This window comes from Streptomyces sp. NBC_00459 (assembly GCF_036013955.1).
In the GTDB taxonomy this organism is placed as follows: domain Bacteria; phylum Actinomycetota; class Actinomycetes; order Streptomycetales; family Streptomycetaceae; genus Streptomyces.
The window spans coordinates 8,908,190-8,931,365 of sequence record NZ_CP107903.1; the positions used below are offsets into that span (position 1 = coordinate 8,908,190).

Here is a 23,176-nt window from a genome sequence, read left to right on the forward strand (position 1 = left end):
TGGAGGTCAGTCCGTGGTGCTGCTCAGCAGGGTCTCCAGGGCGGTGGCGGCGTCGGCGCCGCCGTCCTCGAAGAGGACCCTGTTCAGCAGCGCGGGCAGCTCACGGGCCGGTATGTCCAGGAAGGGCGCGAGCCGCCGGGCCAGTTGTGCGGGGTCGTCACCCAGGCCGTGCCGGGTGAGGGCGTCGGCCGCGCGTCCCCAGAGGCCCGGTTCGTCCATGAGGTCCCGCACGGTGACCACTTCGGACGGTGCCGGGGCGGGGCAGGGATCCTCGATCGTCCAGAAGTGTTTGCCGTGCCTCGCGGTCAGGGCCGGCCAGCCCTCGCCGGGCAGGTGAATGGTGGCCCGTGTTCCCACGGGTACGACGACGTCCAGGCGGAAGCGGCCGTTCTCGCGCCGCCAGCTCACCGATGCCTCGCCGTAGGGGGTGAGGTGTCGGGCGGAGGCGTGGGTGAGGGCCCGGTACGGCAGCGGGCGTACGGTGAACTCCCGGTATCCGGGGGCGGCGGGGGCGAGTCCGGCGACCGTACGGTGCATCCAGTCGGCGACGGCTCCGAGGGCGTAGTGGTTGAAGGACGTCATCTGGCCGGGGTTGACGGTGCCGTCGGGCAGCATGCTGTCCCAGCGTTCCCAGACAGTGGTGGCGCCCATCGTCACGGGATACAACCAGGAGGGGCAGCCCTTCTCCAGCAGCAGGCGGTGGGCGAGATCGGGATGGCCGGCGGCGGTGAGGGCGTCGGTCATCAGCGGGGTGCCGACGAATCCGGTGGCGATGCGGAAGCCGTTCGTGCGGACCAGGTCGGCGAGCCTGTCTCCGGCCACCGCACGATGGTGGGGGGAGGCCAGCAGGTCCCATTGCAGGGCCATGGCGTACGCGGTCGGTGAGTCGCCCAGGATCCGGCCCGCGGGGGTGACGAAGGCACGGGCGAACGCCTCGCGGGTGCGGGCCGCGAGCGTGGAGTACCGTGCCGCGTCCTCGTGGCGGCCCAGTACTTCCGCGGTGCGGGCGACGACGTCCGCGCAGCGGGCCAGGCACGCGGTGGCGACGACGTCGGTGGGAGTGCGGGCGGCGAACGGGTCGTCGGGCGGTGCGGTGGGGTCGAGCCAGTCGCCGAACTGGAAACCGCCCGCCCAGACTCCGTCGGTGGTCAGCGAGGCCGTCTTGTCGACCCAGGCGCGGGCACTGTCGAACTGCCGCCGCAGGATGCCGAGATCGCCGTACCGTTCGTACAGCACCCAGGGGACCACGGGGGCGGCGTCGCCCCAGGCCGCGGCGGTGGGGGCGGTGTCTTCCAGGATGTCGGGGATCACCCAGGGGACCGCGCCGTCGGGGTGCTGGTCGGCGCTGAGGTCGGCGAGCCAGGAGGAGAGGAAGCCGGCGGAGTCGAAGAGGAAGGCGGCGGTGGGGGAGAAGACCTGGATGTCGCCGGTCCAGCCGAGGCGTTCGTCGCGCTGCGGGCAGTCCGTCGGTATGTCGAGGAAGTTGCCGCGCGTGCCACGGACGACGTTCTCGTGGAACTGCTCCAGGTCCGGGTCGGAACAGGAGAACCAGCCGGTCCTGCGCAGATCGCTGCCGACCACCATGGCGTGCAGGTCCTCGACCGCCAGGTCAGGTATGCCGGTGATCTCGGCGTACCGGAAGCCGTGGAAGGTGAGCGAGGGTTCGAGGACGGCCTCGGCGGCTTCCGCCAGCAGATAGGTGTCGATGGCGTCGGCCGTGCGCAGCGGCCTGGTGCACAGTTCCTCGCCCTCCAGGACCTCGGCGTGGCGGACCGTGACCTCCCGGCCGTCCGTGGCGTCACGCACCCGCAACCGGACCCAGCCGACGACGTTCTGCCCGAAGTCGACGAGCGTACGGCCGGACGGCGACTGCCAGACCTTGAGCGCGGGCAGCACCTCGGTGACCCGTACGGGCGGCCCTTCCGGGGCGACGAGTCGCGACAGGTCCGCCTCCTCGTCGGACAGGACGTCCACCGGCCCGGTCGCTTCGCCGGGCGCGATGCGCAGATCGGCGCGCTGCCCCTTGTAGAGGTCGTCGGCGAGCACCCCGGTGTCGCGGGCCCGCCACTGCTCGTCGGTGCCGAAGGTCTCCACCGACCCGTCGGCGTACCGGACTTCCAGCTGGGCCAGCAGGGCGAGCCGGTCGCCGTACAGGGCGCGGGCGCCCCACCAGCCGAGATGGCCCCGGAACCAGCCGTTGCCCAGCAGGACGCAGAGAGTGTTCTCGCCCTCCGTCAGCAGTGCGGTGACGTCATGGGTCTGGTAGCGCAGCCGGTGGCGGTAGCTCGTCCAGCCAGGTGCGAGGACCTCGTCACCGACCCGGACGCCGTTGACGGAGGCGGTGTAGACACCGTGAGCGGTTGCGTAGAGGCGGGCCGAGACCACGCCCGCGCGCAGTGTGACCGTCCGGACGAGTTCGGGGGCCGGCGAGTCCAGGGCGCCGTGATCGCGGGGGGTGACGAACCGGGCGCTCCAGTCGGAGGGGTGCAGCAGTCCCGCCTCCACGGTGGCGGGCGCACTCCATTCGCTCCAGCGCTCTCCGGAGGCCACCCGGACCCGGACGCTCCCCCGGCTCCGCGAGGCCAGAGGGGCGAAATGCCATGGCACCAGAACCTGTTCGGCCGACTCGACCCGCACGGTCGTGGCACCGTCCAGCTCCACCTCGTACGCCGTCTGTCGCCAGGCAGGGTCCTCCGTGCGGACCTGCCAGGACAGGCGGGGCTCCGGGGTGCCGACGCCGAGTGAGTCATCCCGGTGTTCGAACCGGACGGAGACCACCGTGGTGTCGGGTTCCGGACGCTCAAGGCTCATACCGACCTGCGCTCCCTGCATTGTGTGGCACGTTCTACACTTGAAACGACTCAACCCTGAGGTGAAAATGTCCGGCGCGTCAAGAGGCGAGGCACGGGAATTTCCCGGCGGCACTCGGCACAGGTCCGGAACCCGTTCGGCGCGGGTGCGCACGTGAGAGGCGGGGAAGCGGACCGGATCAGGCGCCGGACAGCGGCGCGGTGCTGCCCCGTGTCACCAGGCGTGGCGTGGAGGCCATGACGACTGAGCGGTCGCGCCGTTTCTCGATCCGCTCCAGCAGCAGCCGGGCCGCGGTCTCGCCCATCATGGCGCCCGCCTGGTCGACGCTGGTCAGGCTCACGGGGGTGAGGGCGGCGATGGAGGTGTTGTTGTACCCGGTGAGCGAGAGGTCCTCGGGGATGCGCAGGCCGAGTTCGGCGGCGGCCCGGAAGACGCCGGTCGCGGCGACGTCGGCGCCGGCGAAGATCGCGGTGGGCGGGCGCGTGGAGGTGAGCAGTTCCATGGCGCCGCGGTAGCCGCCCTCGTCCGAGTAGCCCGATTTCACGACCCGGGCCAGGTCGGCCAGGCCGTGCCGGGCCATCGCGTCACGGTAGGCGGCCCGTACGTGGTGCTCGGGCCGCTGTTCCCACTGGCTGTCGCGCACCGTCGGATGCGACACATGGGCGATGTCCCGGTGTCCGAGTGCGACCAGGTGATCGACGATCAGGTCGACGCCGGCCCCGTCCTGGTTGACCACGCGGTCGTACGCCGGTGAGGGGTCGTGGTGTCCGACCACCACCGTCGGCACATCGGCCGCTATGCGCACCACTTCGGCGCGGGCCACGGCGGGCGCGACCAGGATCAGGCCGTCCATCTGGCGGTCCACCATGGCATGGATCAGCTTCGTCTGTTCCTCGGTTTCGGCGGAACTGCTGGAGCCGATGAAGAGCGCGTACTCGGTGCCCCGCAGCGTGGCGTTCACCCCGTCCAGGAGGTCGGCGTAGAAGGCGTTGCGGACGCTCGCCAGCAGCACGCCGATCGTGTAGGTGCGGCCCCGCATGCCCCGGGCGGCGGCGTGCGGGCGGTAACCCAGCTCGGCCATCGCCGCCTGCACGCGCTCACGCATCGCGGGGCTCACCCCGTAGGCGTTGGTCAGCACCTTCGACACGGCGGAGGTCGACACGCCCGCACTGCGCGCGACGTCCGTGATGGTGACTCTCTTCGAGCCGCTTGCCGCTTGCACAGGTGCGCACCTCCGTTGTCATGCACCGCTCTGCCCGTTTTGCGTTTCCGGAACGTTACTCGCGGATGACTTGACGACTCGGGCCCGTTCGCTTCAATCTTTGGGGCAACTGCTTCGTGGAACGTTACACGAAGCAGATCGCATGACCGGGCCCACTGATGGGTGGCTGCGCAGAAACCGGGCCGCCCAGGGTGTCAGATGTGCCGACCGCGACCGGAGGGCCCGGAACCGGAAGTCGCAACCGCGTCGTTGTCGCCCCGCTTTCCCGCACCGGAGTCGTCCGGAGGCGGAAATCCCAGCCCGCCCCCGTTCCCCGTCTCCCCACAGGCCGCCCCCGGGTCGGCCGCGACCCAGTGGAGGTTCTCCATGAACCGACGCGCCGCCTCCGTGACGGCCTCCCTGTGGCCGATGTGTGTGCCAGTAGGGCATGACGGCGGGTGGGTGCTCGTGTTCGCCGCAGGGTCATCAGTCCGTAGCAGCGCTGTCTTGAGGTATCACACCCAACCGGTTGAATCGATTCAGTCGGCGCTTGGAACGAAGGAAAAGCCATGAGGTCAATCACTCGCACCAAGAGAAGAGCCGCAGTCGCGGCAGCCGCTGTGCTGCCGCTCGTGCTCAGCGCCTGCAGCGCGGGCTCGCTCGGCTCGTCCAGTGGGAACGACAGTGCCACGACGTCGATCAAGCTGCTTGTCGACAACGCGCCCGACAACCTGAACGCGGCCAAGCAGCTGGCGAAGGACTTCGAGGCGAAGAACCCGAAGATCAGGGTGAGCGTCGAGACGCGCCCGGGCGGGACCGAGGGCGACAACCTCATCAAGACGCGGCTGCAGACGGACAGCATGTCCGATGTCTTCTCCTACAACACCGGTTCGCTGTTCCAGCAGATCGACCCGACGAAGACACTCACGCCGATCACCCAGGACTCGTATGTGAAGAGCCTGGAGAAGTCCTTCCTCCCGCAGGTCACGGTCGGTGGCCAGACCTACGGTGTGCCTTTCGGCTCGGCTCTGGGCGGCGGTGTCCTCTACAACAAGAAGGTCTACGCCAAGCTCGGTCTGACGGTGCCCAGGACCTGGGCGGACTTCATCGCCAACAGCGAGAAGATCAAGGCCGCCGGTATCGCACCGGTCATCCAGACCTACCAGGACACCTGGACCTCCCAGCTTCTGGTCCTGGGGGACTTCCACAACGTGTCCGCCGCGGAACCCGACTTCGCGGAGAAGTTCACCGCCAACAAGGCGAAGTTCGCGACTGACGCGAACGCGGTGAAGGGCTTCGAGCGCGTGGAGCAGATCCACGACCTGAAGCTGCAGAACTCCGACTACGCGTCGGCCACGCTGGTCAAGGGCCTGCAGATGCTGGCCACCGGCAAGGGCGCCCAGTACCCGATGCTCTCCACCGTCATCGGCGCGATCAAGGCGAGCAACCCGGACGAACTCGACGACATCGGCTTCTTCGCGCTGCCGGGTGAGAACGCCGCGGCCAACGGCCTGACGGCGTGGTTCCCGAACGCCTTCTACGTCCCGAAGAGCACCACGGGAGACAAGCTCTCCGCGGTGAAGAAGTTCCTCGCGTTCGCCGCGAGCCCGGCCGGCTGCACCTCCCAGGCGAAGGCGTCGACACCGACCGGCCCGTACCTGGTCAAGGGCTGCACCCTGCCGTCGGACGTGCCGACGATCACCAAGGACGTCGCCGCGTACTTCACCAGCGGTGCCCAGAGCCCGGCCCTGGAGTTCCTGTCCCCGGTGAAGGGCCCGAGCCTGGAGCAGATCTGCGTGCAGGTGGGCTCCGGTATCACGGGGGCCGAGGACGGCGCTGCCCTGTACGACAAGGACACGAAGAAGCAGGCCCAGCAGCTCGGTCTGCCGGGCTGGTAGGAAGCCACGTCAGTGCCTCCCCGCCTTCGTCAAGGGGAGTAGGAACGCACGTCAGTGCCTCCCCGTGTTCCTCATGGGGTGCGGGGAGGCACCCGAGAGAGGTCGATCGATGACCACAGTTGTACCGAGCGGGCCGAAGCGGGCCGAGGAGCCGAAGGCGGCGGACAGGACGGGCCGGGCGGGCGGGGTGTTGCGGTCCCGGGGGACGCGCAGTTCCTATCCCGGCTGGTTCTATCTGCCCGCGGCGGTCGTCTACGGGGCGTTGTTCCTCGTCCCGACCCTCGCGTCGTTCTACTTCAGCCTGACCCGGTGGACGATCTTCAAGTCGACGTTCATCGGCCTGGACAACTACACCGCGTTCTTCCAGGAACCCGCCCTCGTGAAGGGCTTCGTCAACACGTTCCTCTACGCGGTCGTCACCTCCGGCCTCAAAGTCGTCCTCGGCCTCTTTCTCGGGATCCTCCTGACCAGCCAGATCCGCGCCCGCGGCTACCTGCGCTCGGTGGTCTTCTTTCCCGTCCTGGTCAGCACCGTGGGTGTCGGCATCACCTTCACCGCGTTCATGGACCCCTCCACCGGCGCCATCAACAAGGCCCTGGCCGTGATCGGCATCGACGGCCCGGGATGGCTGACCGAGCCCTCCCTCGCCCTGTTCTCCGTCGCTCTGGTCGACGTGTGGAAAGGCGTCGGCCTGGCCACCGTCATCTACATCGCCGGCATCGTCTCCATCCCCGACGACTACTACGAAGCCGCGAAACTCGACGGCGCCAACACCCGACAACTCCTGCGCAACGTCGTCCTGCCCCTGTCCTGGCCCGCCACCTCCACCGTCATCATCCTGTCCCTCATCGGTGGCCTGCGCTCCTTCGACCTCATCTGGGCCATGACCCGCGGCGGACCCGGCTTCAGCTCCGACGTCGTCGCCTCCGTCATCTACAAGCAGTACCAGGCAGGCTTCTACGGCCTGTCCACCGCCGGGAACGTCATCCTCTTCCTCGTCGTGACCGCGATCGTCGTCCCGCTCTCCCGCTTCCTGGCCCGCAAGGAGGTCCAGCGATGAACAAGTCCACCCGCACCTGGCTGGGCGCCCTCTCGGTCACCGCCAGCATCGTCGTCTTCGTCGTCCCCTTCGCGTTCATCGTCCTGACCGCCGTCAAGGACCCCCAGCAGGCCGCCCGGCTCGACTTCTCCTGGCCCCACCACTTCCAGCTGATCGACAACCTCGTCGAGGTCGTGCGGGCCCGGGACTACATCCTCGTCATCGCGTTCGTCAACAGCGTCATCCTCACCGTCGCCAGCGTGAGCGCGATGGTCGTCCTGGGCGCGATGACCGCTTTCGTGCTGCAGCGCCGCACCACCCGCTGGACCGGCCTGATCAACTTCCTGGTCCTGTCCGGGCTGATCATCCCCCCGGCGGTCGTGCCCACGATCTGGGTCCTGCAGAAGGCCGGGCTGTTCGGCACGCTCCCCGGACTCATCCTCGTGGAGATCGCCTTCGGGCTCTCCTTCTCCATCCTGCTGTTCCGCGCCTTCATCGCCACCATCCCGCGCGAACTCGACGAGGCCGCGATCATCGACGGCGCGTCCCCGCTGCGGCTCTTCTTCCGGATCATCCTCCCCATGCTCCGCTCGGTCGTCGTCACCGTGATCGTCGTCCAGTCCGTCGCCGTCTTCAACGACTTCACCAACCCCCTCTACTTCCTGCCGGGCGAACAGAACGCCACCGTCCAGCTCACCCTCTTCAACTTCCAGAGCCAATACACCACCAGCTACAACCTGCTCTTCATGGACATCCTGCTCATCACCATCCCGCCGCTGATCATGTTCCTCTTCTTCAACCGGCAGATCGTCGCGGGCATGACCGCAGGAGCAGTCAAGGGTTAGCCACACCGCCCGAGTCGTCTTGTCGGCGGCCCCCCGAGCCGGGCCCGGCCGGCCCGCCGACCCCACGTACGTCCCTCAGCGCCGCGATCCAGCACCACTGCTGGTCCCCGGCCTGCGCCCGCGCCTCATCTCCTCCCCGACGGGGCGCGGGCACGGGACGCAGCGCAGCCCCCAACAGTCGCTGTGCACAAGGGGGATGGCCCCCCGACCTCTCTGAACAGCGCCACGAAGGAACCTCCCATGCAGATCCACTCCCACCCCGGGCCACGTCCCGGCACAGCCGCACGACGAGGCCGGTCCGCACTCGCGACCGTTCTGGTGGCATTCCTGACCGTCCTCGGCCTGGTCACCGCCTCGCCCGCCGGAGCGGTCAGCGGTGACACCCGCATGCACGACCCGAGCCTGATCAAGGTGGGCAGCTGTACCTACGGCTTCTCCACCGGGTTCGAGCACGACTCGCTCAACCCGAGCGGCTCCATCACCATCCGCAAGTCGTGCGCGGCCAACGCGGCGTCCGGCTGGACGAAGGTGGGCAACGTCTGGGGGGCGACCCCGTCCTGGATCAAGGCCAAGCTCGGCTCGACGCCACCGAACATCTGGGCACCCGAGATCAAGAACTTCAACGGCAAGTACCACCTGTACTACGCCGGTTCGCTCTGGGGCTCCTCGTACGCCGTCATGGGCGTCGCCACCGCGACCAACATCGAGGGCCCCTGGACCGACCAGGGCATGGTCACCGACGTCAACTACCCCATCGACCCCAACGTCGACTGGGGACCGGACGGCCGGCTGTACATCACCTGGGGCTCCTTCACCGGCCCCGGCACCTACATGCACGTCCTGGACCAGGCCACCGGCAAGCTGTCCACCACCGACCACAACCTCTGGCACCTCGCCGTCGGTATCGAGAACCCCACGATCATCCTCAACGGCGGTTTCTACTACCTCTTCGGCTCCAAGGGCCTGTGCTGCAGCGGGACCAACAGCACCTACTACACGGTGGTCGGACGATCCACCAGCATCACCGGCCCCTACCTGGACCAGAGCGGCAAGAACATGCTCTCGAACGGCGGAACCACCGTCCTCACCGGTGCCCGCCCCAAGGTGGCCGCCGGTGGTGCCGACGCCTTCGACGACGGTGTGTCCCAGTCCCTCGCCTACCACTACTACGACGGCGACAACTCCGGGCGGGAGACCCTCGGCATCCGCAAGGTGAGCTTCGCGGGCGGCTGGCCCGTCTTCGGCGGTCCTGTCGGGGCCGCGAACAACCACCTGTCGAACAAGAACGCCGACAAATGCGCGGACGTCTGGTCCGCGAGTACGGCTGACGGGGCGTCGGTGAACGCCGGGAACTGCAACTCAGGGTCCAACGAGCAGTGGGTCACCACCGCCGTCGGCTCCAACTACCGCCTGGTCAACGTCAACAGCGGCAAGTGCCTGCAGATCGCCGGGGCGTCCACCGCCAACGGCGCGGCGGCCGTCCAGTCGACGTGCACCGGCGCCTCGCACCAGCTGTGGAAGAAGACCGCGGTGATCGGCGGCTACGTCACGTACACCAACGTCAACAGCGGCAAGTGCCTCCAGGTCGCCGGGGCGTCCACCGCCAACGGCGCGCCCCTGGACCAGTCGACCTGCAACACCGGCGCGAACCAGCAGTGGATGATCGTCTGAGGCGAAGCAGTTCCCTCGCGGGACAGGCGAAGAACCCGGGCGGCCGAGACAGGCCTCGGCCGCCCGGACTCGCGCGTCGGCGACGGTTGACGCGTCCTGCCTCGCCGAGGCCGCCGACGTCCGGTACGACGGGTTCGGCGACGAGGTGGGCCGACGGCCTCAACGCCGACGGCGCGACCGTCGTCGCTGGACACGACCACGAGGGCCCGATTCTCGCCGGTCATGTGTGACGCCTGCGCCAGAACCCTGGCGCGGGGCGTCACACATGACCGGCAGCCGTCCGTCCGTCCGTCAGTCCAGCCGCGGGTCGACATGGACCTTGGGCCCCGGCCCGGCTCCGGCCGGACGTTCACCGGCGAGGACGGGACCGGCCTGCTCCAGGCCGACCGTCGCGGCGATGAGCGGCCTGGGGTCGACCGATCCGTCGGCGTACGCGCGGATGGTGGCGTCGAGGCCGGGCGAGGCGGACAGGATGCCCACGGCGGTGACGTCCTTGAGGACGAGGGTGCGGGTGTCGATCCTGCTGGGTTCACCGGCCAGGCCGATGCAGACGATACGGCCACCCGGTTCGACCAACCGGAGGGCCAGGTCCGGGAGATGGGTGGCGTTGGAGGCGTCGACCACGGCGTCGTACGGCAGGTCCGGGACGGTGTCCTCCCGCCAGGCGTGCTCGAAGCCCAGCTCGCGGGCGAAGGCGAGGGAGTTGTCGGTGGCGCCCATCAGGTGGACCTCCGCACCGGCGGCGCGGGCGAACATCGCGACCAGCAGTCCTATGGTTCCCGGGCCCAGGACCAACACCCGGTCCCCGGGGCGCAGTTCGGCCGCGCGGGCGGCGCGCAGGGCGTTGCCGCCGGGCTCGACGAGGGCGCCCAGTACCGCGTCGACGGAGTCGGGCAGGGCGTGCAACGAGGAGGCCGGCACCGCGAGTTGTTCGGCCAGGGCGCCGGCCCGCTCCCCGCGGATGCCGACCTCCTGCCGTTTCTCGCACACGTGCTGGTGGCCTCGTCGGCAGCGGCGGCAGGAGCCGCAGCCGAGCATGGTGTCCCCCATGACCCGGCGGCCCACCCACACGGGGTCGACCCCGGCGCCGACCGCCGTCACACGCCCCGCCCACTCGTGGCCCAGACGCATCGGGTAGGAGGAGTGGCCCTGGTGGAGGTAGGCCATGGCGCCGGTGAAGAACTCCATGTCGGTGCCGCACACGCCGACCCGCTCGACGTCGACGACGACCTCGCCGGGGGCCGCCACCGGGGCGGGGACTTCCTGGACCTCGTACTTCCCGGGAGCCGTGAGGACGAACGCGCGCATGGGGCGGCGGGTGTTCACCGGGGGCCGAGCACGTGCTGGCGCTGGCTGCCGAGGCGGGTGATGCCGAGTTCCATCACGTCGTCCGGCTGGAGATACACGGGCGGGTTGAGGCCCATACCGACGCCGGGAGGGGTGCCGGTGTTGATGAGGTCGCCGGGTTCCAGGACGAGGAACCGGCTGAGGTAGTGCACGATGAAGTACGGGTCGAAGATCATGGTTCTGGTGTTGCCGGTCTGGCGGCGGACACCGTTGACGTCGAGCCACATGTCGAGCGCGAGGACGTCGTCGATCTCGTCGGTGGTGGCCAGCCAGGGGCCCGCCGGGTTGAAGGTCTCGGCGGACTTGCCCTTCGCCCACTGTCCGCCCCGCTCCAGCTGGAAGGCACGCTCACTGACGTCGTTGACGACGACGAAGCCGGCGACGGCGTCGCGGGCTTCGTCCACCGAGTCCAGGTAGCTGGTGCGGCGGCCGATCACGATGCCGAGCTCCACCTCCCAGTCGGTCTTGGTGGACCCGCGCGGGATCCGCACGTCGTCGTTCGGGCCGACCAGGGTGTTGGGCGACTTGGTGAACAGGATCGGCTCGTCCGGCACGGCCATCCCGCTCTCGGCAGCGTGGTCACGGTAGTTGAGGCCGATGCACAGGATCTGGTGCGGTCGGGCGATGGGTGCGCCGATCCGCTCCCCGGCGAAGCGGGACACCTGCCCGGCAGCCGTCCGCTCGGCCACGACAGGGCGGATGCGGTCGAGGCCGCCGGATCCGAAGAACGCCTCGTCGAAGTCCGTGACGGTGTCCGAGAGGTCGACGTATGTCTCGTCGTCGATGCGGGCGACGGGCTTTTCGGCACCCGCGGCACCGATGCGCATGAGGAACACGAGCTCAACTCCAGTGGTGGGGCGGTGGGACAGGGGGATGCCAAGGGCGAACGGGACAGCTGGACCAGGTCGGGAGGGTGGCGCGGCGCCCGTGTCCGCGCTGTCGAGTCGCTCTGCTCACCGGTGCGGCTCTCCCAGGGCCCCGAGCCGAGCGCGGATCTCGTCGACCGCGTCGACCAGGGCACGCAGAGGAGTGCGGTAGGTGAGCGCGCTGACGCTCACGGCGCCGGAGGGCGTGGCCGGCGAGGTGGCGTAGACGGGCACGGCAAGGCAGTTGACCCCGGTCTCGTTCTCCTGGCCGTCGACGGCGTAACCCCGTTCGCGGATGTTCCGCAGCTCACGGTGCAGGTCGGCCCCCGTGCACAGGGTGTGCGGTGTGCGGCGTACCAGGGGCGAGTCACCGATCCATGCTTCGACGTCTCCGAGGGTGCCCAGCCGGTGGGCGAGCAGCAGCTTGCCGACGCCGGTGGCGTGGGCGGGGTTGCGGCCGCCGACCGTCGAGGTCAGCCTGACGGCGCCGGTGGGCGGGTCGACCTTGGCGCGGTAGACGACCTCACGGCCGTCGAGGACCGCGTAGTGCGCCGTCTCGCCGAACCGGTCGGCCAGCGCTTCGAGTACGGGCCTGATGCGGACGTGCTCGGGGCGGTCCTCGTGGTGGGCGAAGGCCATCCGGAGGAACTCGTCGCCGAGCACGTAGCGGCCGTGGGTGTCCTGGTCGGCGAGGCCTGCCCGGCGCAGGGCTCCCAGGGCCCGGTGCACGGTCGGCTTGGGGCTGTCGATCACCCGGGTCAGCTCCTCGAGGCCCACGCCCTCCGGGTATCGGGCGAGCTCCTTGAGGACCGCGAGTACCCGGTCCGAGCCCACGAGTCGGCTGGTGTCGGCACTCGTCGCGCCGTCTTCACCGGGGGCTGTCGATCCGTCGGATGCCTGCGTATGCTTCATGGCGTTCCAAATTTTAGACCGCCGTGTCAATTGTTGGAAGGGGCTCCATGGTGAGGCTCCGGAGCGCACAGTGGTACGCGGGTGACGACCGAAACGCCTATATCCACCGGGCCTGGATGCGCCGGGGCGCACCGGACGACGCCTTCACGGGCCGGCCGCAGATCGCCATCGCCAACACCGCCTCGGACCTGACACCTTGCAACGCGCACCTGAACGAGGTGGCGGCCTCGGTCCGCAACGGCGTCTACGAGGCGGGCGGTATCCCCCTGGACCTGCCCGTGGTGTCGCTGGGCGAGACCCAGGTGAGGCCCACGGCGATGCTCTGGCGGAACATGGCGGCGATGGCCACGGAGGAGATGCTGCGGGCCAACCCGATCGACGGTGTCGTCCTGCTCGGCGGCTGCGACAAGACCATCCCGTCGCTGCTCATGGCCGCCGCCTCGGTGGACCTGCCCGCCGTCGTCGTACCCGGCGGCCCGATGCTCAACGGGACCTTCCGCGGCACACCGCTCGGCTGCGGCACCGACGTGTGGCGGCTGTCGGAGGAGGTGCGGGCCGGCACGCTCTCCCAGGAGCAGTTCACCCGCTCCGAGTCGTCGATGATCCGCAGCCGCGGGCACTGCAACACCATGGGTACCGCCTCGACGATGGCTCTGGTCGCCGAGGCCCTGGGCACTGTCGTCCCGGGTGTGGCCGGTATCCCGGCACCCGACAGCCGGCTATTGGAGGCCGCCCACGGCACCGGCAGGCTGGCGGTCGACATGGTCGCCGCCGACCGCAGGCCGGGCACCTTCCTGACCAAGGCGTCCTTCCACAACGCGATCGTCGCCCTGGCCGCCATCGGCGGATCCACCAACGCGGTCGTGCACCTGCTGGCCATCGCGGGCCGACTCGGGATCGATCTGTCCCTCGACGACTTCGACCGCATCGGCTCCCACGTCCCGGTCCTGGTCGACCTCCAGCCGGCCGGGCGCTTCCTCATGGAGGACTTCCATCGCGCCGGCGGCCTGTCCGCCGTCCTGCGCGAGGTACGCGACCTGCTCGACCCCGACGCCCTGACCGTCACCGGCGAGCCGCTGGTCGACCACCTCGACGATGCGCCGATCTGGGACGCCGAGGTGATCCGTACGCGTGCGAAACCGCTGGTGGCCGAGGGTGGCATCGCCGTCCTGCGCGGCAATCTGGCCCCCCGCGGCGCGCTCATCAAACCGGCCGCCGCCTCCCCGCACCTGCTGCGTCACCGGGGCCGGGCGATCGTCTTCGACTCGATCGAGGACTTCCACGCCCGGATCGACGACCCGGACCTCGACGTGGACGCCGACTCCGTGCTCGTCCTGCGCGGCTGCGGCCCCAAGGGCTATCCGGGCATGCCCGAGGTGTCGAACATGCCGCTGCCGAAGAAGCTGCTGGAACAGGGCGTCCGTGACATGGTCCGCGTCTGCGACGGCCGGATGAGCGGCACCGCCTACGGCACCGTCGTCCTGCACGTGGCCCCGGAAGCGGCGGCCGGCGGCCCCCTCGCACTGGTGCGTACGGGGGATTTCATCAGCCTCGACGTCGAAGCCCGCCGCCTCGAAGTCGACGTACCCGCCGACGAACTCGCCCGCAGGACCCCCACCGAGGCCACCGTCAACGGCTACGCCAATCCCAGGCGCGGCTGGGAACGCCTCTACGTCGACCACGTCCAGCAGGCCGACACCGGCGCCGACCTGGACTTCCTCATCGGCTCCAGCGGCTCCGAAGTGAGCCGTGAATCGCACTGAGCGGCGTATCCGGCGCAGCCGACGGTTCAGTTGCTGATGACAGGCATGGCCTGGTGGTAGCGGTTGTCGGTGAGCTGGGAGACCAGGAAGGCGGCGATGTCCGTGCGGGTCATCGCGGAGCCGACCTTGTCGTGACCCAGGAAGCCGGACCTGATGCGGCCGGTTGCGGGCTTGTCGACCGGATTCGTGATCCGGGCGATGGTGTAGTCGAGCGGTGAGGAGGTGACCGCCTCGGTCATGCCTTGGAGCTCGGTCAGGGCGTTGGGGAAGGCGAGCTTGGCCATGACGGGCAGGACCTTCGGCTTCCAGTGCGGTTTGTCGCGCGGGTCGGTCAGCGAGGGGGTGGCCAGACCGATGAACCGGGTGACGTTCTCGGCCTGCATGGCCTCGACGACGGTGCGGGTGCCGTCCGTGACGGCGGTGCCTTTCACGGAACGCTTCAGCGACGGGCCGAGTGCGCTGATCACCGCGTGCGCGCCTGCCACGGCCTTTCTGACCGCTGCGGTGTCGGAGAGTTGACCGGTGGCCACGGTCGGTTTCCCGTCGGCGAGGGTGAGTTTGGCGGGGGTCCGGACGGAGGCGGTGACGTGGTGTCCGGCGTCCAGCAGTTGCCGGACGACCAGGTGGCCGATGGCGCCGCTGGCGCCGAAGACGGTGATACGCATCAAGGTGCTCCTGCGGTGCGGGGGCGGAGGGCCGTTCACGATGACGGCTGCATGGCCAGGACGGCGCCGGGCTCCCGGTCGAAGTAGCCGACGGGGATGGTGATGCGGCGTCCGGACTTACGGCCGGTGCAGGTCAGCAGCATCAGGAATCTGCTGAGCACGCCGTGCAGGCGCGAGGCGAGCAGAGGGCGGACGAGGCGGTTGGCCGCCCGGAACAACGCGACCGGGGACCCGCTTGCGGCAGGTGATTTCGGCCTGGCACATGAGGTGCTCCTGAGGGGGATGCCGGTGGCGTGGAACGACTGGCCCAGGGCGCGGAGGAACCGGGGTGCCGTGCGGGCCCCCATCGCCACCGGCTCTGCCGGATCGCTCAGACGGTGACCTGCCGGCCGATCTTCTGAGCCCGGGCTCGGGCCTGCTCGTGCGACTCGGCCAGGGACGCCTCGTGGAGCGGGAGGAGGTGGGCGAGGTCCGGGACGACGGTGGCCATGGTCAGTTCGGGGGTGAGCGTGGTGACGTCGAGGCCGAGGGTGTGGGGATCGCCCAGGACGGTCTCCAGCGCGGGCACGAGGTGGTCCTTGCCGTGGTTGGGGGTGCCGGGGCCGTAACCGCCGCCGCGGGCGGAGATCAGCAGGGCCGGGCGGCCGGTCGTCGCTGGTCCGTTGGTGAAGTCCAGGGTGCGGCCCTGGACCATGATCTGGTCGAGCCATGCCTTGAACACCGAGGGCATCGTGTAGTTGTACATCGGCACGGTGAAGAGGTAGGCGCTCGCTCCGAGGAACTCCTCGATGAGTTCGTCCTGGACCGCTGCCGCCGTGGCCTGCTCGGGGGTGTGCTGGGCGGGGTCGGTGAAGCGGGCCGAGACGCCTGCCGCGCTCAGGTGCGGCACGGGCGACGCGGCCAGGTCGCGGTGGACGACCTCGCCCGTCCAGGTGTCCCGGAAGGACCGGGCGACCTGGTGGGAGACCGAGGCGGTGCCGATCGAGGACGAGTCGATGTGCAGCAGGTAGGACATGGTGACCTCTGTGTGTGTCGAAAGGAAGTGGGGGAGAGGGGCTGTGCGGATCGGGGATCAGACGCCGACGGGACGGGTGGCGGGCACCGCGCAGCCGTCCGGCCCGCACACCTCCGCCTCCGTGTCGGCCGGTGACAGGGGGGAGTGGGCCTCGTTCCACACCTGCCGCAGCGCCTGCAGGAGGGCCGCGGTGTCCTGGGCGCCGGGGATGGCGTGACGCCCGTCGATCAGGAGGAACGGCGCGCCGGTGGCGCCCAGACGCCGTGCCTGGAGTCCCTCGTCCCGCACCTGCTGCCGGAATCGGCCGTCGGTCAGGACCTGCCGGGTCCGGACCGGATCCAGCCCCAGCTCGGGGGCCAGCTCGACCAGGGCTTCGACGGTGAAGACCGACCGCCTCTCGCCGTAGTAGGCGCGGAAGACCCGGTCCCATGCCGCACGGTTCTTGCCCTGTGCCGAGGCGTGGGCGAGGAACTCATGCGCCCGCCAGGTGTTGCCGACCATGTTCTCGAGCACGTGGTACGGCGCGAGTCCCTCCTTCGCGGCCAGCGCCTCCACCCGGCGCGGCCCCTCCTCCAGGCGCTCGTCCGACAGGCCGTGGACCCGCTTGAGGGCCTGGCGCACGGTTGCCACTCCCTCGCCCGGCACATCGGCGGTGAGGGGGAACGAGCGGTGGACCAGTTCGACCTCGTCGCGGTGCTCGAACAGGTCGATGGCCTTGTCCAGGCGGTGACTGCCCAGGCCGCACCAAGGGCATGTGATCTCGGACCAGATTTCTACCTTCATGGCTCTGACCTCCAATGCTTACGATTGGTATGTAGCGCCATGATGCGCCAGTATGGGAGGCGTTACAAAAGGAACACCCGTGTCCGTAACCGAGGGAGGATGTCTGTAATGGACGCTGCCGCAGCTCAGGAGAACACCGCCGCGCCGGACACCCTGGTGCTCCCGGAGCCCTGCTCCCGGGTGCCGGTCGAGCACGCGGACTTCATCCGCCAGGTCCTGGACCGGGTCGGGGACAAGTGGACGCTGATGGTGGTCGCCAACCTGTACGGCGGCTTGATGCGCTACAGCGACCTGCAGCGCAGCATCCCCGGGATCTCGCAGCGCATGCTCTCGCGCACTCTGGCCCAGCTCCACCAGGACGGCCTGGTCACCAGGACCGCCTACGCAGAGGTGCCGCCGCGCGTGGAGTACGCCCTCACCCCGCTGGGTGCCAGCCTCAACCACATCGTGGCCTCCCTCATCGAATGGGCGGCCGACCATCACGACGAGATCCGCCGGCACCGGGAGAGCTCCGGCGCGGCCGGCAAGCGCTGACCGGGCAACCGGCAGACGATCGAGCGGACCCCGCTGCGCGAGCGCGGCGGCAACCTCCGCGACGAGGACAAGAGAGATCAGGTCAACAGGCCGACGGCGTCGGCATGGTGCTCCACATCGCCGACGGCGTCGACGTTGTCCACAACGGCCGAGAGCCGGCGGTCTCGGTGAACGGCTGACAGCCGGTCCCGGACGCCCGAGACCGGAGGGTCGGATCGCCCCTGGTCAGCGCACCCTTCCCCGTGGCTTCAGCGGCGTTTCGGGCAGCGACGGAGCGCGGAGAGGATCTCCGTCATAGCCCTTCACCTCGCCGAACCGGGTCCCCGTCGCCCAGTCCTCGCGGGCCTGCACGATCTCTTCCTGGGTCCGGCCCACGAAGTTCCACCACATGATCAGCTCCTCCTCGAACGGCTCACCGCCCAGGAGCATCACGCTCGCGTCGGACGCGGCACGCAACGGGAGTTCGGCGCGGCCGCAGCCGAGGTAGAGCATCGAGCCCGGCAGTACCGGCACCCCGTCGACGTGCACCTCCCCGGACATCGCCAGCACCCCGTACTCGAAGTCGGGTACGAGCGGAAGGCGTACGTCGGCGTCGGCGGCGAGTGTCAGGTCGGCGCCGACGATCGGGGTGTACGTCGTGCCGGGCGAGGCCGCGCCGTCGAGGTCGCCGAGAACCACGGTCGCGGTCACGCCGGGTGCCGTGACCGTGGGCAGGTCGGCGTGGTGTTCGAAGCGGGGGTCGGTGTGGCGGTGGCCGTCCGGCAGGGCGACCCACAGCTGCGCCCCGTGCAGGAACCGCGCGTGGGATCTCGGGCTCTCCTCGGAGTGGCTGATGGCCCGGCCGGAGGTCATGAGGCCCAGTTCGCGCGGGCGGATCGTCTGGAGGCTGCCGGTCGAGTCACGGTGCAGCACCTCGCCCTCGTGCAGCCAGCTCACCGTCTGGAGGCCCATGTGAGGGTGCGGCGGGACCTGCATACCGGGCTCGTCCGCGATGTCGTCCGGCCCGTAGTGGTCGACGAAGGCCCACGCGCCGATCATGCGCCGGCCCAGGTTCGGCAGCAGTCGGCGTACCTCGGTGCCCTCCCCGAGCTTGACGCGCCGGGGACTCAGCAGCTCGCGCACGGGTTCGGCGACGACGAATCCACGGCCGCCACAGACGCTGGGCACGGGCGCGCGGTCAAGGTTGCTCATGGCGCACAACCTAGTCCGGGAGCAAGCCTGCGCGCACGGGAGCGGTGCCTGGGGCCGCTCTCGTGGTGACACTCGCCGCCGTCTCCAAATGACTTTGCGTTCGCCTGGTGAAAGCTAATTCACCTCCGCTACCGTGTCGTGGACCCCCATTGTCAGGCGTTCCTGAGGAGTCCGCGATGAGTACAGGCGAGTTTCCCGAGGTCAGGACGGGCGCAGGAACGGTCCGGGGGCGTCGGGAGAGCGGCCTCGCGGTCTTTCGCGGGATTCCGTTCGCGCAGCCGCCGGTGGGGGAACTGCGGTTCGCGGCGCCGCGGCCGGCCGGACGCTGGGACGGGGTACGGGAGGCCTTCGCGTTCGGGCCGCCTCCTCCGCAGGAGGTGGCGGTGAATCCCGGGGCACCGTTGATCGGGGACGACTGGCTGACCGTCAACGTCTGGACGCCCGACGCGGATCCGGCGGCGCGTCGGCCGGTGATGGTGTGGCTCTACGGCGGTGCCTACAAGCTGGGCTCCGCCGACGACCCGAACTACGACGGCAGCCGTCTCTCCCGCGACGGAGACGTCGTCGTGGTGACCCTCAACTACCGGGTCGGCATGGAGGGGTTCGCCCGGATCGAGGGCGCCCCGGCCAACCGCGGGCTGCTCGACCAGGTCGCCGCCCTGGAGTGGGTGCGCGAGAACGTCGACGGGTTCGGCGGCGACCCGGACCAGGTCACCGTCTTCGGGGAGTCGGCGGGCGCCGGGTCCGTCGCCGCACTGCTGGCCATGCCACGGGCACGAGGACTGTTCCGGCGGGCGATCGCACAGAGCGTGCCCGGCACGTACTTCTCGGACGAACTGGCCGGGGACATCGCCGAGGCGCTGGCCGGCGAACTCGGGCTGCGTCCGACGGTCGCCGACCTGTCCGCCGTGGATCCCCGCAAGCTGCCCGAGGCGGGGGCCGCGCTCGCTCCCCGGATGCGCGAGTACGTGCCGAGATGGGGCGCGGTCGCCCTCACACCCACCCCGTTCTCGCCCGTCGTCGACGGCGACGTCCTGCCCACCGCTCCGTGGGAGGCGCTGACCGGCGGCGCCGCGCGGGACGTGGACCTGATCGTCGGACACACCCGGGACGAGTACCGCCTCTTCCTCATGTTCGGCGGGCTCTTCGGCCGCGTGGACGAGGAGACGGCGGCGACGGTCCTGCGCCTGTTCGGACCGGGAACCGACCCCGAAAAGGCCTACCGTGCCGCGTTCCCGGCCGCCTCGGCGGAGTACCTGTTCGAACTCGTCCAGTCCGACTGGCTGTTCCGTATGCCGTCGCTGTACCTGGCCCACGCCCAGGCGGCCGGCGGCGGCCGGGCTCATGTGTACGAGCTGACCTGGCCCGCCCCGGTCAACGGCGGCGCCCTCGGCGCCTGTCACGGTCTGGACGTGCCGCTGACCTTCGGCAACTACGGCGACAGCGTCGGCGGGCTCGGCGGCATGCTGATCGGACCCACGCCGCCGCCCGGGACCGAGGCACTGTCCGCCCGCTTCCGCACCGCGTGGACCTCCTTCGCGGCTACGGGCGACCCGGGCTGGCCCGCGTACGACGACGAGCGGCGACTCGTCCAACTCCTCGACGCCGAACCGGCCGTGGCCGCCTACCCGGAGGAGGCCTCCCGGCGCCTGTGGGAGCGGCACACCTTCGGCGTGCTGCCCTTGACGACGCCGTGAGGGAGCGGCTTCACCGCGCGGCCAGCAGCCGCAGCACCCGGTCGGAGACCGGCGCGGGCAGGGCACGCAGCGTACGGACCAACGCCGATGTCTGCCAGGGGAAACAGGCCTGCGCCGGTTCCCGCTCCAGGGCGCGTACGACGTACTGCGCCGCGCGCTCCTGACTCACCTGGAAGGGCTTGGGCAGGCCGTCCGCGTCGACCCGGTCCGTCCCCACGAAACCCGGGTGGATCGAGGTGAACCGGATGCCCCTGGGCGCCAGTTCGACACGCGCCGAGTCCAGGAGGGTGCGCACGGCCGCCTTCGCCGCCGAGTACGGGCCCTGGCGTGGGATGCCCATCAGTCCCGCCAGGGAGTTGGTGTGGGCGATCAGGCCGCCGCCCCGCTGCTCGCCCAACTGCCGGATCAGCGGGACCAGATAGTTGACGACGACGTCGTAGTTCAAGGCCATGATCCGGGAGACGTCCGCCGTGCTCACCTTGGCCATGGCCATGTCCGGCCCCTGGCCGGCGTTGAGCAGCGCGACGTCGATGGACCCGAACTCCGCGACGGCCGCCGCCACGACCCCGGCCGCCGCCTCCGGATCCAGGGCGTCGGCGGCGATGTCGAGGCAGGCGCTGCCCGCGGCCCGTACCTCCTGGGCCACGGCGGCCAGTTCGGGGGCGCGCCGGGCCGTGAGGACGAGCCGGTTGCCCGCCGGGGCGAGCCGCCGGGCCACCGCCGCCCCGATACCGGAGGAGGCGCCGACGATCAGGACCGTCCGGCCGGTGATGGTGGTGGCTGGGACGCTCACAGGAAGTGGTGGCCCTCACCGCGGAAGGTGGGCACGGTGTCGACCACCGCGCCGCCGCTGACCAGGTGCAGATCGCCGATGCGCTCGCACAGTTCACCGGCCTTGGCGTGCCGCAGCCACACCCGGTCCCCGATGTTCAGCACGCTCGCGGCTTTGCCCACCAGCGGGGTCTGCACCTCACCGAAGGACTCGGTGGCGGTGACACGCAGCCCGGGCGGCCAGGCCAGCGTGGGCAGTCGGTCCTTTCCGAGCGGCCCGGAAGCCACCCAGCCGCCGCCCAGGAGCGTCGCGATCGAGGACGAGGGACGGCGTACGACGGGCAGTACGAAGTACGCGGCCGGGACGGGCCGGAAGGCCCGGTAGAAGTCGAACAGCCCCGGACCGTACAGGCCGGAGCCCGCCGCGAGTTCGGTGACGGAGTCCTCGCGGGTCGTGGTCTCCAGGCTGCCCGTGCCGCCGCCGTTGACGAACCGCAGCGGTGTCACGGCCCGCACGGCCGCGACCGCGGCTTCCCGGCGGTGGCTCAGCTCCTCGACGGAGGAACGCTGCATCGCCCGGATCACGGCCCGCTTGACGGCGTTGCCGGGCTGGTTGTCGCCCATGCCGGCGACCTGGCCCTCGTACCCCATGATGCCCGTCAGTTCGAAGCCCGGACGGGACACGATCTCGCGCGCGAAGGCCTCGGCCTCCTGCGGGGTGTGCACCGGGGACCTGCGCGGTCCCAGGTGGAGACGGCCGCCCGCGAGGCGGAGGGCCGCGTCCAGTTCCAGACAGACCTGGATACGGGTCTCGCGCGGCCCGGTGGCGGCGTCGATCAGGTCTAGGTGCTCGACGCAGTCCACCATCAGGGTGATCCGGGACGCGAGCCGCTCGTCGGCGGCCAGCCGGCGCAGTGCCGTGCGGTCGGCGGTCGGGTAGCCGACGACGATGTCGTCGAACTCCTCGGCCAGCCACAGGGCTTCGGGCAGGGTGAAGCCGAGGATGCCGTCGAATCCCGGACGGTCCAGAGCGCGCCGGATGAGGGCGCGGGAGCGCAGCGACTTGCTGGCCAGCCGGATCGGCTTGCCGCCGGCACGGCGCTCCAGATCGCGGGCGTTGGCGTCGAAGGCGTCCAGATCGATGACGCCGAAGGGGGGTTCGAGGCCGGCGGTGGCCGCCCGCAGGCTGTCGAAATGGCTTTCGGTCGCGGGAGCCGAACCGGCTCTGGGGGTGGTGGTGTCGACGCTCATCGGTGGGAGTCTCCTTGCTCGGGTACCGCCGTGGACACCGGGACGAGGCCCGTGCTGCGGCGCTTGGCCATGGCTGCCACCTTGGGGATCACGAAGCGCATCAGCCGGGGAAACACACCGGCGACCCGCTGTACGCGTCCGCCGATGGCGGGGTGGACGATTTCGACGGGCTTTTTCGCGATGGCGTCGACGATCACCGAGGCGACCTTCTCGGGGGTGAGCGGCTTCTCGGCGAAGGTGATCACCGCGCTGGGGTCGGCCATCTCCTGCTCCAGCATGGGGGTTCGGGTGCCGGGCGGATGGATGATGCTGAAGGTCACGGGCCCGTCGCGCTCCTCGATGGCCACACTGTGGTGGAAGGCGCGCAGCCCGTGCTTGGTCGCGCCGTAGGTGGTGTAGCCGGGCAGCGGCAGGAACGAACTCATGCTGCACACGGTGACGATGTGCCCGTGGCCCTGGGCGCTCATCCGGGACAGGGCGGCCAGCATGCCGTTGATCGGGCCGAGCAGGTTCACCTCCACCATGTGCCGGTGCTGGGCCGGCGACAACTGGCGTGCGTACCCGGTGTGGATGATCCCCGCGTTGTTGACGAGCACGTCGACCGGGCCGAGTCGGTCCGCCACGGCGTCGAACGTCGCCTCCCACGCGGCCTCGTCGCGGATGTCCAGCTCGAACGCGCGGGCGGCGGAGCCCAGTTGATCGGCGATCCGGGTCGCGCCGGGCAGGTCGATGTCGGTGAGGGCGACCCGGTGGCCCCGGCGCACCGCCTCGCGGGCGGTCGCCGCACCTATGCCGCTCGCGGCGCCGGTGATCAGCACGACGCTCACCGAGGACCCCCGTCATGGGCGCCCGTGTGCGGGGGAGCGGCGCTGTCCGTTCGCTGTCCGTGCATGGGAACTCCCGGGGAAAGAGGCTG

The 23,176-nt window shown here is 70.2% G+C and carries 20 protein-coding genes; 7 read left to right on the plus strand and 13 right to left on the minus strand.

Annotated elements, in window-relative coordinates; all coding sequences use genetic code 11:
• Positions 1 to 6: 6 nt before the first annotated feature.
• On the minus strand, positions 7 to 2,811 hold the full coding sequence (locus OHN74_RS39105) for a glycoside hydrolase family 78 protein (protein WP_327699294.1): 2,805 nt from the start codon (positions 2,809 to 2,811) through the stop codon (positions 7 to 9).
• Between the two features lie 178 nt (positions 2,812 to 2,989).
• Positions 2,990 to 4,033, minus strand: coding sequence for a LacI family DNA-binding transcriptional regulator (locus OHN74_RS39110; protein WP_327699295.1), 1,044 nt, complete (start codon positions 4,031 to 4,033; stop codon positions 2,990 to 2,992).
• 548 nt (positions 4,034 to 4,581) lie between these two features.
• Between OHN74_RS39110 and OHN74_RS39115 the strand changes: the two genes are divergently transcribed.
• From OHN74_RS39115 to OHN74_RS39130, 4 genes are all read left to right on the plus strand, one after another.
• Positions 4,582 to 5,910: an ABC transporter substrate-binding protein gene (locus OHN74_RS39115; RefSeq protein ID WP_327699296.1), complete on the plus strand. Its 1,329-nt coding sequence runs from the start codon at positions 4,582 to 4,584 to the stop codon at positions 5,908 to 5,910.
• Positions 5,911 to 6,019: 109 nt separating this feature from the next.
• Positions 6,020 to 6,970 (plus strand): carbohydrate ABC transporter permease, encoded by a 951-nt coding sequence (locus OHN74_RS39120; protein WP_327699297.1) that lies wholly within the window; start codon positions 6,020 to 6,022, stop codon positions 6,968 to 6,970.
• Positions 6,967 to 7,794 (plus strand): carbohydrate ABC transporter permease, encoded by an 828-nt coding sequence (locus OHN74_RS39125; protein ID WP_327699298.1) that lies wholly within the window; start codon positions 6,967 to 6,969, stop codon positions 7,792 to 7,794. The genes OHN74_RS39120 and OHN74_RS39125 overlap by 4 nt, the downstream gene beginning before the upstream one ends.
• Positions 7,795 to 8,034: 240 nt before the next feature.
• Positions 8,035 to 9,465, plus strand: a complete 1,431-nt coding sequence (locus OHN74_RS39130) for a family 43 glycosylhydrolase (RefSeq protein ID WP_327699299.1) — start codon at positions 8,035 to 8,037, stop codon at positions 9,463 to 9,465.
• 291 nt (positions 9,466 to 9,756) lie between these two features.
• Here OHN74_RS39130 and OHN74_RS39135 read toward each other — a convergent pair whose 3' ends face one another.
• The 3 genes from OHN74_RS39135 to OHN74_RS39145 all read right to left on the minus strand — a co-directional run bounded on the left by OHN74_RS39135 (position 9,757) and on the right by OHN74_RS39145 (position 12,590).
• Positions 9,757 to 10,773: a zinc-dependent alcohol dehydrogenase gene (locus tag OHN74_RS39135; protein WP_327699300.1), complete on the minus strand. Its 1,017-nt coding sequence runs from the start codon at positions 10,771 to 10,773 to the stop codon at positions 9,757 to 9,759.
• A 14-nt stretch (positions 10,774 to 10,787) separates the two neighbouring features.
• A complete protein-coding gene (locus tag OHN74_RS39140; RefSeq protein WP_327699301.1) occupies positions 10,788 to 11,648 on the minus strand; it encodes a fumarylacetoacetate hydrolase family protein in 861 nt (286 codons plus the stop codon).
• Between the two features lie 117 nt (positions 11,649 to 11,765).
• Positions 11,766 to 12,590: an IclR family transcriptional regulator gene (locus OHN74_RS39145; protein WP_327699302.1), complete on the minus strand. Its 825-nt coding sequence runs from the start codon at positions 12,588 to 12,590 to the stop codon at positions 11,766 to 11,768.
• Positions 12,591 to 12,637: 47 nt separating this feature from the next.
• Here OHN74_RS39145 and OHN74_RS39150 point away from each other — a divergent pair, with 47 nt between their 5' ends.
• Positions 12,638 to 14,353, plus strand: coding sequence for an IlvD/Edd family dehydratase (locus OHN74_RS39150; RefSeq protein ID WP_327699303.1), 1,716 nt, complete (start codon positions 12,638 to 12,640; stop codon positions 14,351 to 14,353).
• Positions 14,354 to 14,379: 26 nt separating this feature from the next.
• Here the strand turns inward: OHN74_RS39150 and OHN74_RS39155 are convergent, their stop codons facing one another.
• The 4 genes from OHN74_RS39155 to OHN74_RS39170 all read right to left on the minus strand — a co-directional run bounded on the left by OHN74_RS39155 (position 14,380) and on the right by OHN74_RS39170 (position 16,816).
• Positions 14,380 to 15,018, minus strand: coding sequence for an NAD(P)-dependent oxidoreductase (locus OHN74_RS39155; protein ID WP_327699304.1), 639 nt, complete (start codon positions 15,016 to 15,018; stop codon positions 14,380 to 14,382).
• A gap of 35 nt (positions 15,019 to 15,053) precedes the next feature.
• Positions 15,054 to 15,179 (minus strand): hypothetical protein, encoded by a 126-nt coding sequence (locus OHN74_RS39160; RefSeq protein ID WP_327699305.1) that lies wholly within the window; start codon positions 15,177 to 15,179, stop codon positions 15,054 to 15,056.
• 209 nt (positions 15,180 to 15,388) lie between these two features.
• Positions 15,389 to 16,033: an FMN-dependent NADH-azoreductase gene (locus OHN74_RS39165; RefSeq protein ID WP_327699306.1), complete on the minus strand. Its 645-nt coding sequence runs from the start codon at positions 16,031 to 16,033 to the stop codon at positions 15,389 to 15,391.
• A 57-nt stretch (positions 16,034 to 16,090) separates the two neighbouring features.
• Positions 16,091 to 16,816, minus strand: a complete 726-nt coding sequence (locus OHN74_RS39170) for a DsbA family oxidoreductase (RefSeq protein ID WP_327699307.1) — start codon at positions 16,814 to 16,816, stop codon at positions 16,091 to 16,093.
• A gap of 108 nt (positions 16,817 to 16,924) precedes the next feature.
• Here OHN74_RS39170 and OHN74_RS39175 point away from each other — a divergent pair, with 108 nt between their 5' ends.
• Positions 16,925 to 17,350, plus strand: a complete 426-nt coding sequence (locus OHN74_RS39175) for a winged helix-turn-helix transcriptional regulator (protein WP_327699308.1) — start codon at positions 16,925 to 16,927, stop codon at positions 17,348 to 17,350.
• Positions 17,351 to 17,575: 225 nt separating this feature from the next.
• On the opposite strand, the gene OHN74_RS39180 is transcribed toward OHN74_RS39175, so the two are convergent.
• Positions 17,576 to 18,541, minus strand: a complete 966-nt coding sequence (locus OHN74_RS39180) for a pirin family protein (protein ID WP_327699309.1) — start codon at positions 18,539 to 18,541, stop codon at positions 17,576 to 17,578.
• 176 nt (positions 18,542 to 18,717) lie between these two features.
• Between OHN74_RS39180 and OHN74_RS39185 the strand changes: the two genes are divergently transcribed.
• Positions 18,718 to 20,238, plus strand: a complete 1,521-nt coding sequence (locus OHN74_RS39185) for a carboxylesterase/lipase family protein (RefSeq protein WP_327699310.1) — start codon at positions 18,718 to 18,720, stop codon at positions 20,236 to 20,238.
• A 10-nt stretch (positions 20,239 to 20,248) separates the two neighbouring features.
• On the opposite strand, the gene OHN74_RS39190 is transcribed toward OHN74_RS39185, so the two are convergent.
• From OHN74_RS39190 to OHN74_RS39200, 3 genes are read right to left on the minus strand one after another with little or no spacing between them, the layout of a single operon-like run.
• Positions 20,249 to 21,031 carry an SDR family NAD(P)-dependent oxidoreductase gene (locus OHN74_RS39190; RefSeq protein WP_327699311.1) on the minus strand — a complete coding sequence of 261 codons (783 nt, stop codon included), beginning with the start codon at positions 21,029 to 21,031 and terminating at the stop codon, positions 20,249 to 20,251.
• Positions 21,028 to 22,260, minus strand: coding sequence for an amino acid deaminase/aldolase (locus OHN74_RS39195; RefSeq protein ID WP_327699312.1), 1,233 nt, complete (start codon positions 22,258 to 22,260; stop codon positions 21,028 to 21,030). Before OHN74_RS39195 ends, OHN74_RS39190 begins: the two co-directional genes overlap by 4 nt.
• The gene (locus OHN74_RS39200; protein ID WP_327699313.1) at positions 22,257 to 23,087 is read right to left on the minus strand and encodes an SDR family NAD(P)-dependent oxidoreductase; all 831 of its coding nucleotides are present in this window, start codon (positions 23,085 to 23,087) and stop codon (positions 22,257 to 22,259) included. Before OHN74_RS39200 ends, OHN74_RS39195 begins: the two co-directional genes overlap by 4 nt.
• Positions 23,088 to 23,176 lie beyond the last annotated feature (89 nt).

Bases quoted from the DNA above. Each gene is read 5' to 3' on its own strand.
- OHN74_RS39105 (WP_327699294.1), bottom strand. From the start codon at position 2,811: ATGAGCCTTGAGCGTCCGGAACCCGACACCACGGTGGTCTCCGTCCGG.
- OHN74_RS39115 (WP_327699296.1), top strand. From the start codon at position 4,582: ATGAGGTCAATCACTCGCACCAAGAGAAGAGCCGCAGTCGCGGCAGCC.
- OHN74_RS39120 (WP_327699297.1), top strand. From the start codon at position 6,020: ATGACCACAGTTGTACCGAGCGGGCCGAAGCGGGCCGAGGAGCCGAAG.
- OHN74_RS39125 (WP_327699298.1), top strand. From the start codon at position 6,967: ATGAACAAGTCCACCCGCACCTGGCTGGGCGCCCTCTCGGTCACCGCC.
- OHN74_RS39130 (WP_327699299.1), top strand. From the start codon at position 8,035: ATGCAGATCCACTCCCACCCCGGGCCACGTCCCGGCACAGCCGCACGA.
- OHN74_RS39135 (WP_327699300.1), bottom strand. From the start codon at position 10,773: ATGCGCGCGTTCGTCCTCACGGCTCCCGGGAAGTACGAGGTCCAGGAA.
- OHN74_RS39145 (WP_327699302.1), bottom strand. From the start codon at position 12,590: ATGAAGCATACGCAGGCATCCGACGGATCGACAGCCCCCGGTGAAGAC.
- OHN74_RS39150 (WP_327699303.1), top strand. From the start codon at position 12,638: ATGGTGAGGCTCCGGAGCGCACAGTGGTACGCGGGTGACGACCGAAAC.
- OHN74_RS39155 (WP_327699304.1), bottom strand. From the start codon at position 15,018: ATGCGTATCACCGTCTTCGGCGCCAGCGGCGCCATCGGCCACCTGGTC.
- OHN74_RS39165 (WP_327699306.1), bottom strand. From the start codon at position 16,033: ATGTCCTACCTGCTGCACATCGACTCGTCCTCGATCGGCACCGCCTCG.
- OHN74_RS39170 (WP_327699307.1), bottom strand. From the start codon at position 16,816: ATGAAGGTAGAAATCTGGTCCGAGATCACATGCCCTTGGTGCGGCCTG.
- OHN74_RS39175 (WP_327699308.1), top strand. From the start codon at position 16,925: ATGGACGCTGCCGCAGCTCAGGAGAACACCGCCGCGCCGGACACCCTG.
- OHN74_RS39180 (WP_327699309.1), bottom strand. From the start codon at position 18,541: ATGAGCAACCTTGACCGCGCGCCCGTGCCCAGCGTCTGTGGCGGCCGT.
- OHN74_RS39185 (WP_327699310.1), top strand. From the start codon at position 18,718: ATGAGTACAGGCGAGTTTCCCGAGGTCAGGACGGGCGCAGGAACGGTC.
- OHN74_RS39195 (WP_327699312.1), bottom strand. From the start codon at position 22,260: ATGAGCGTCGACACCACCACCCCCAGAGCCGGTTCGGCTCCCGCGACC.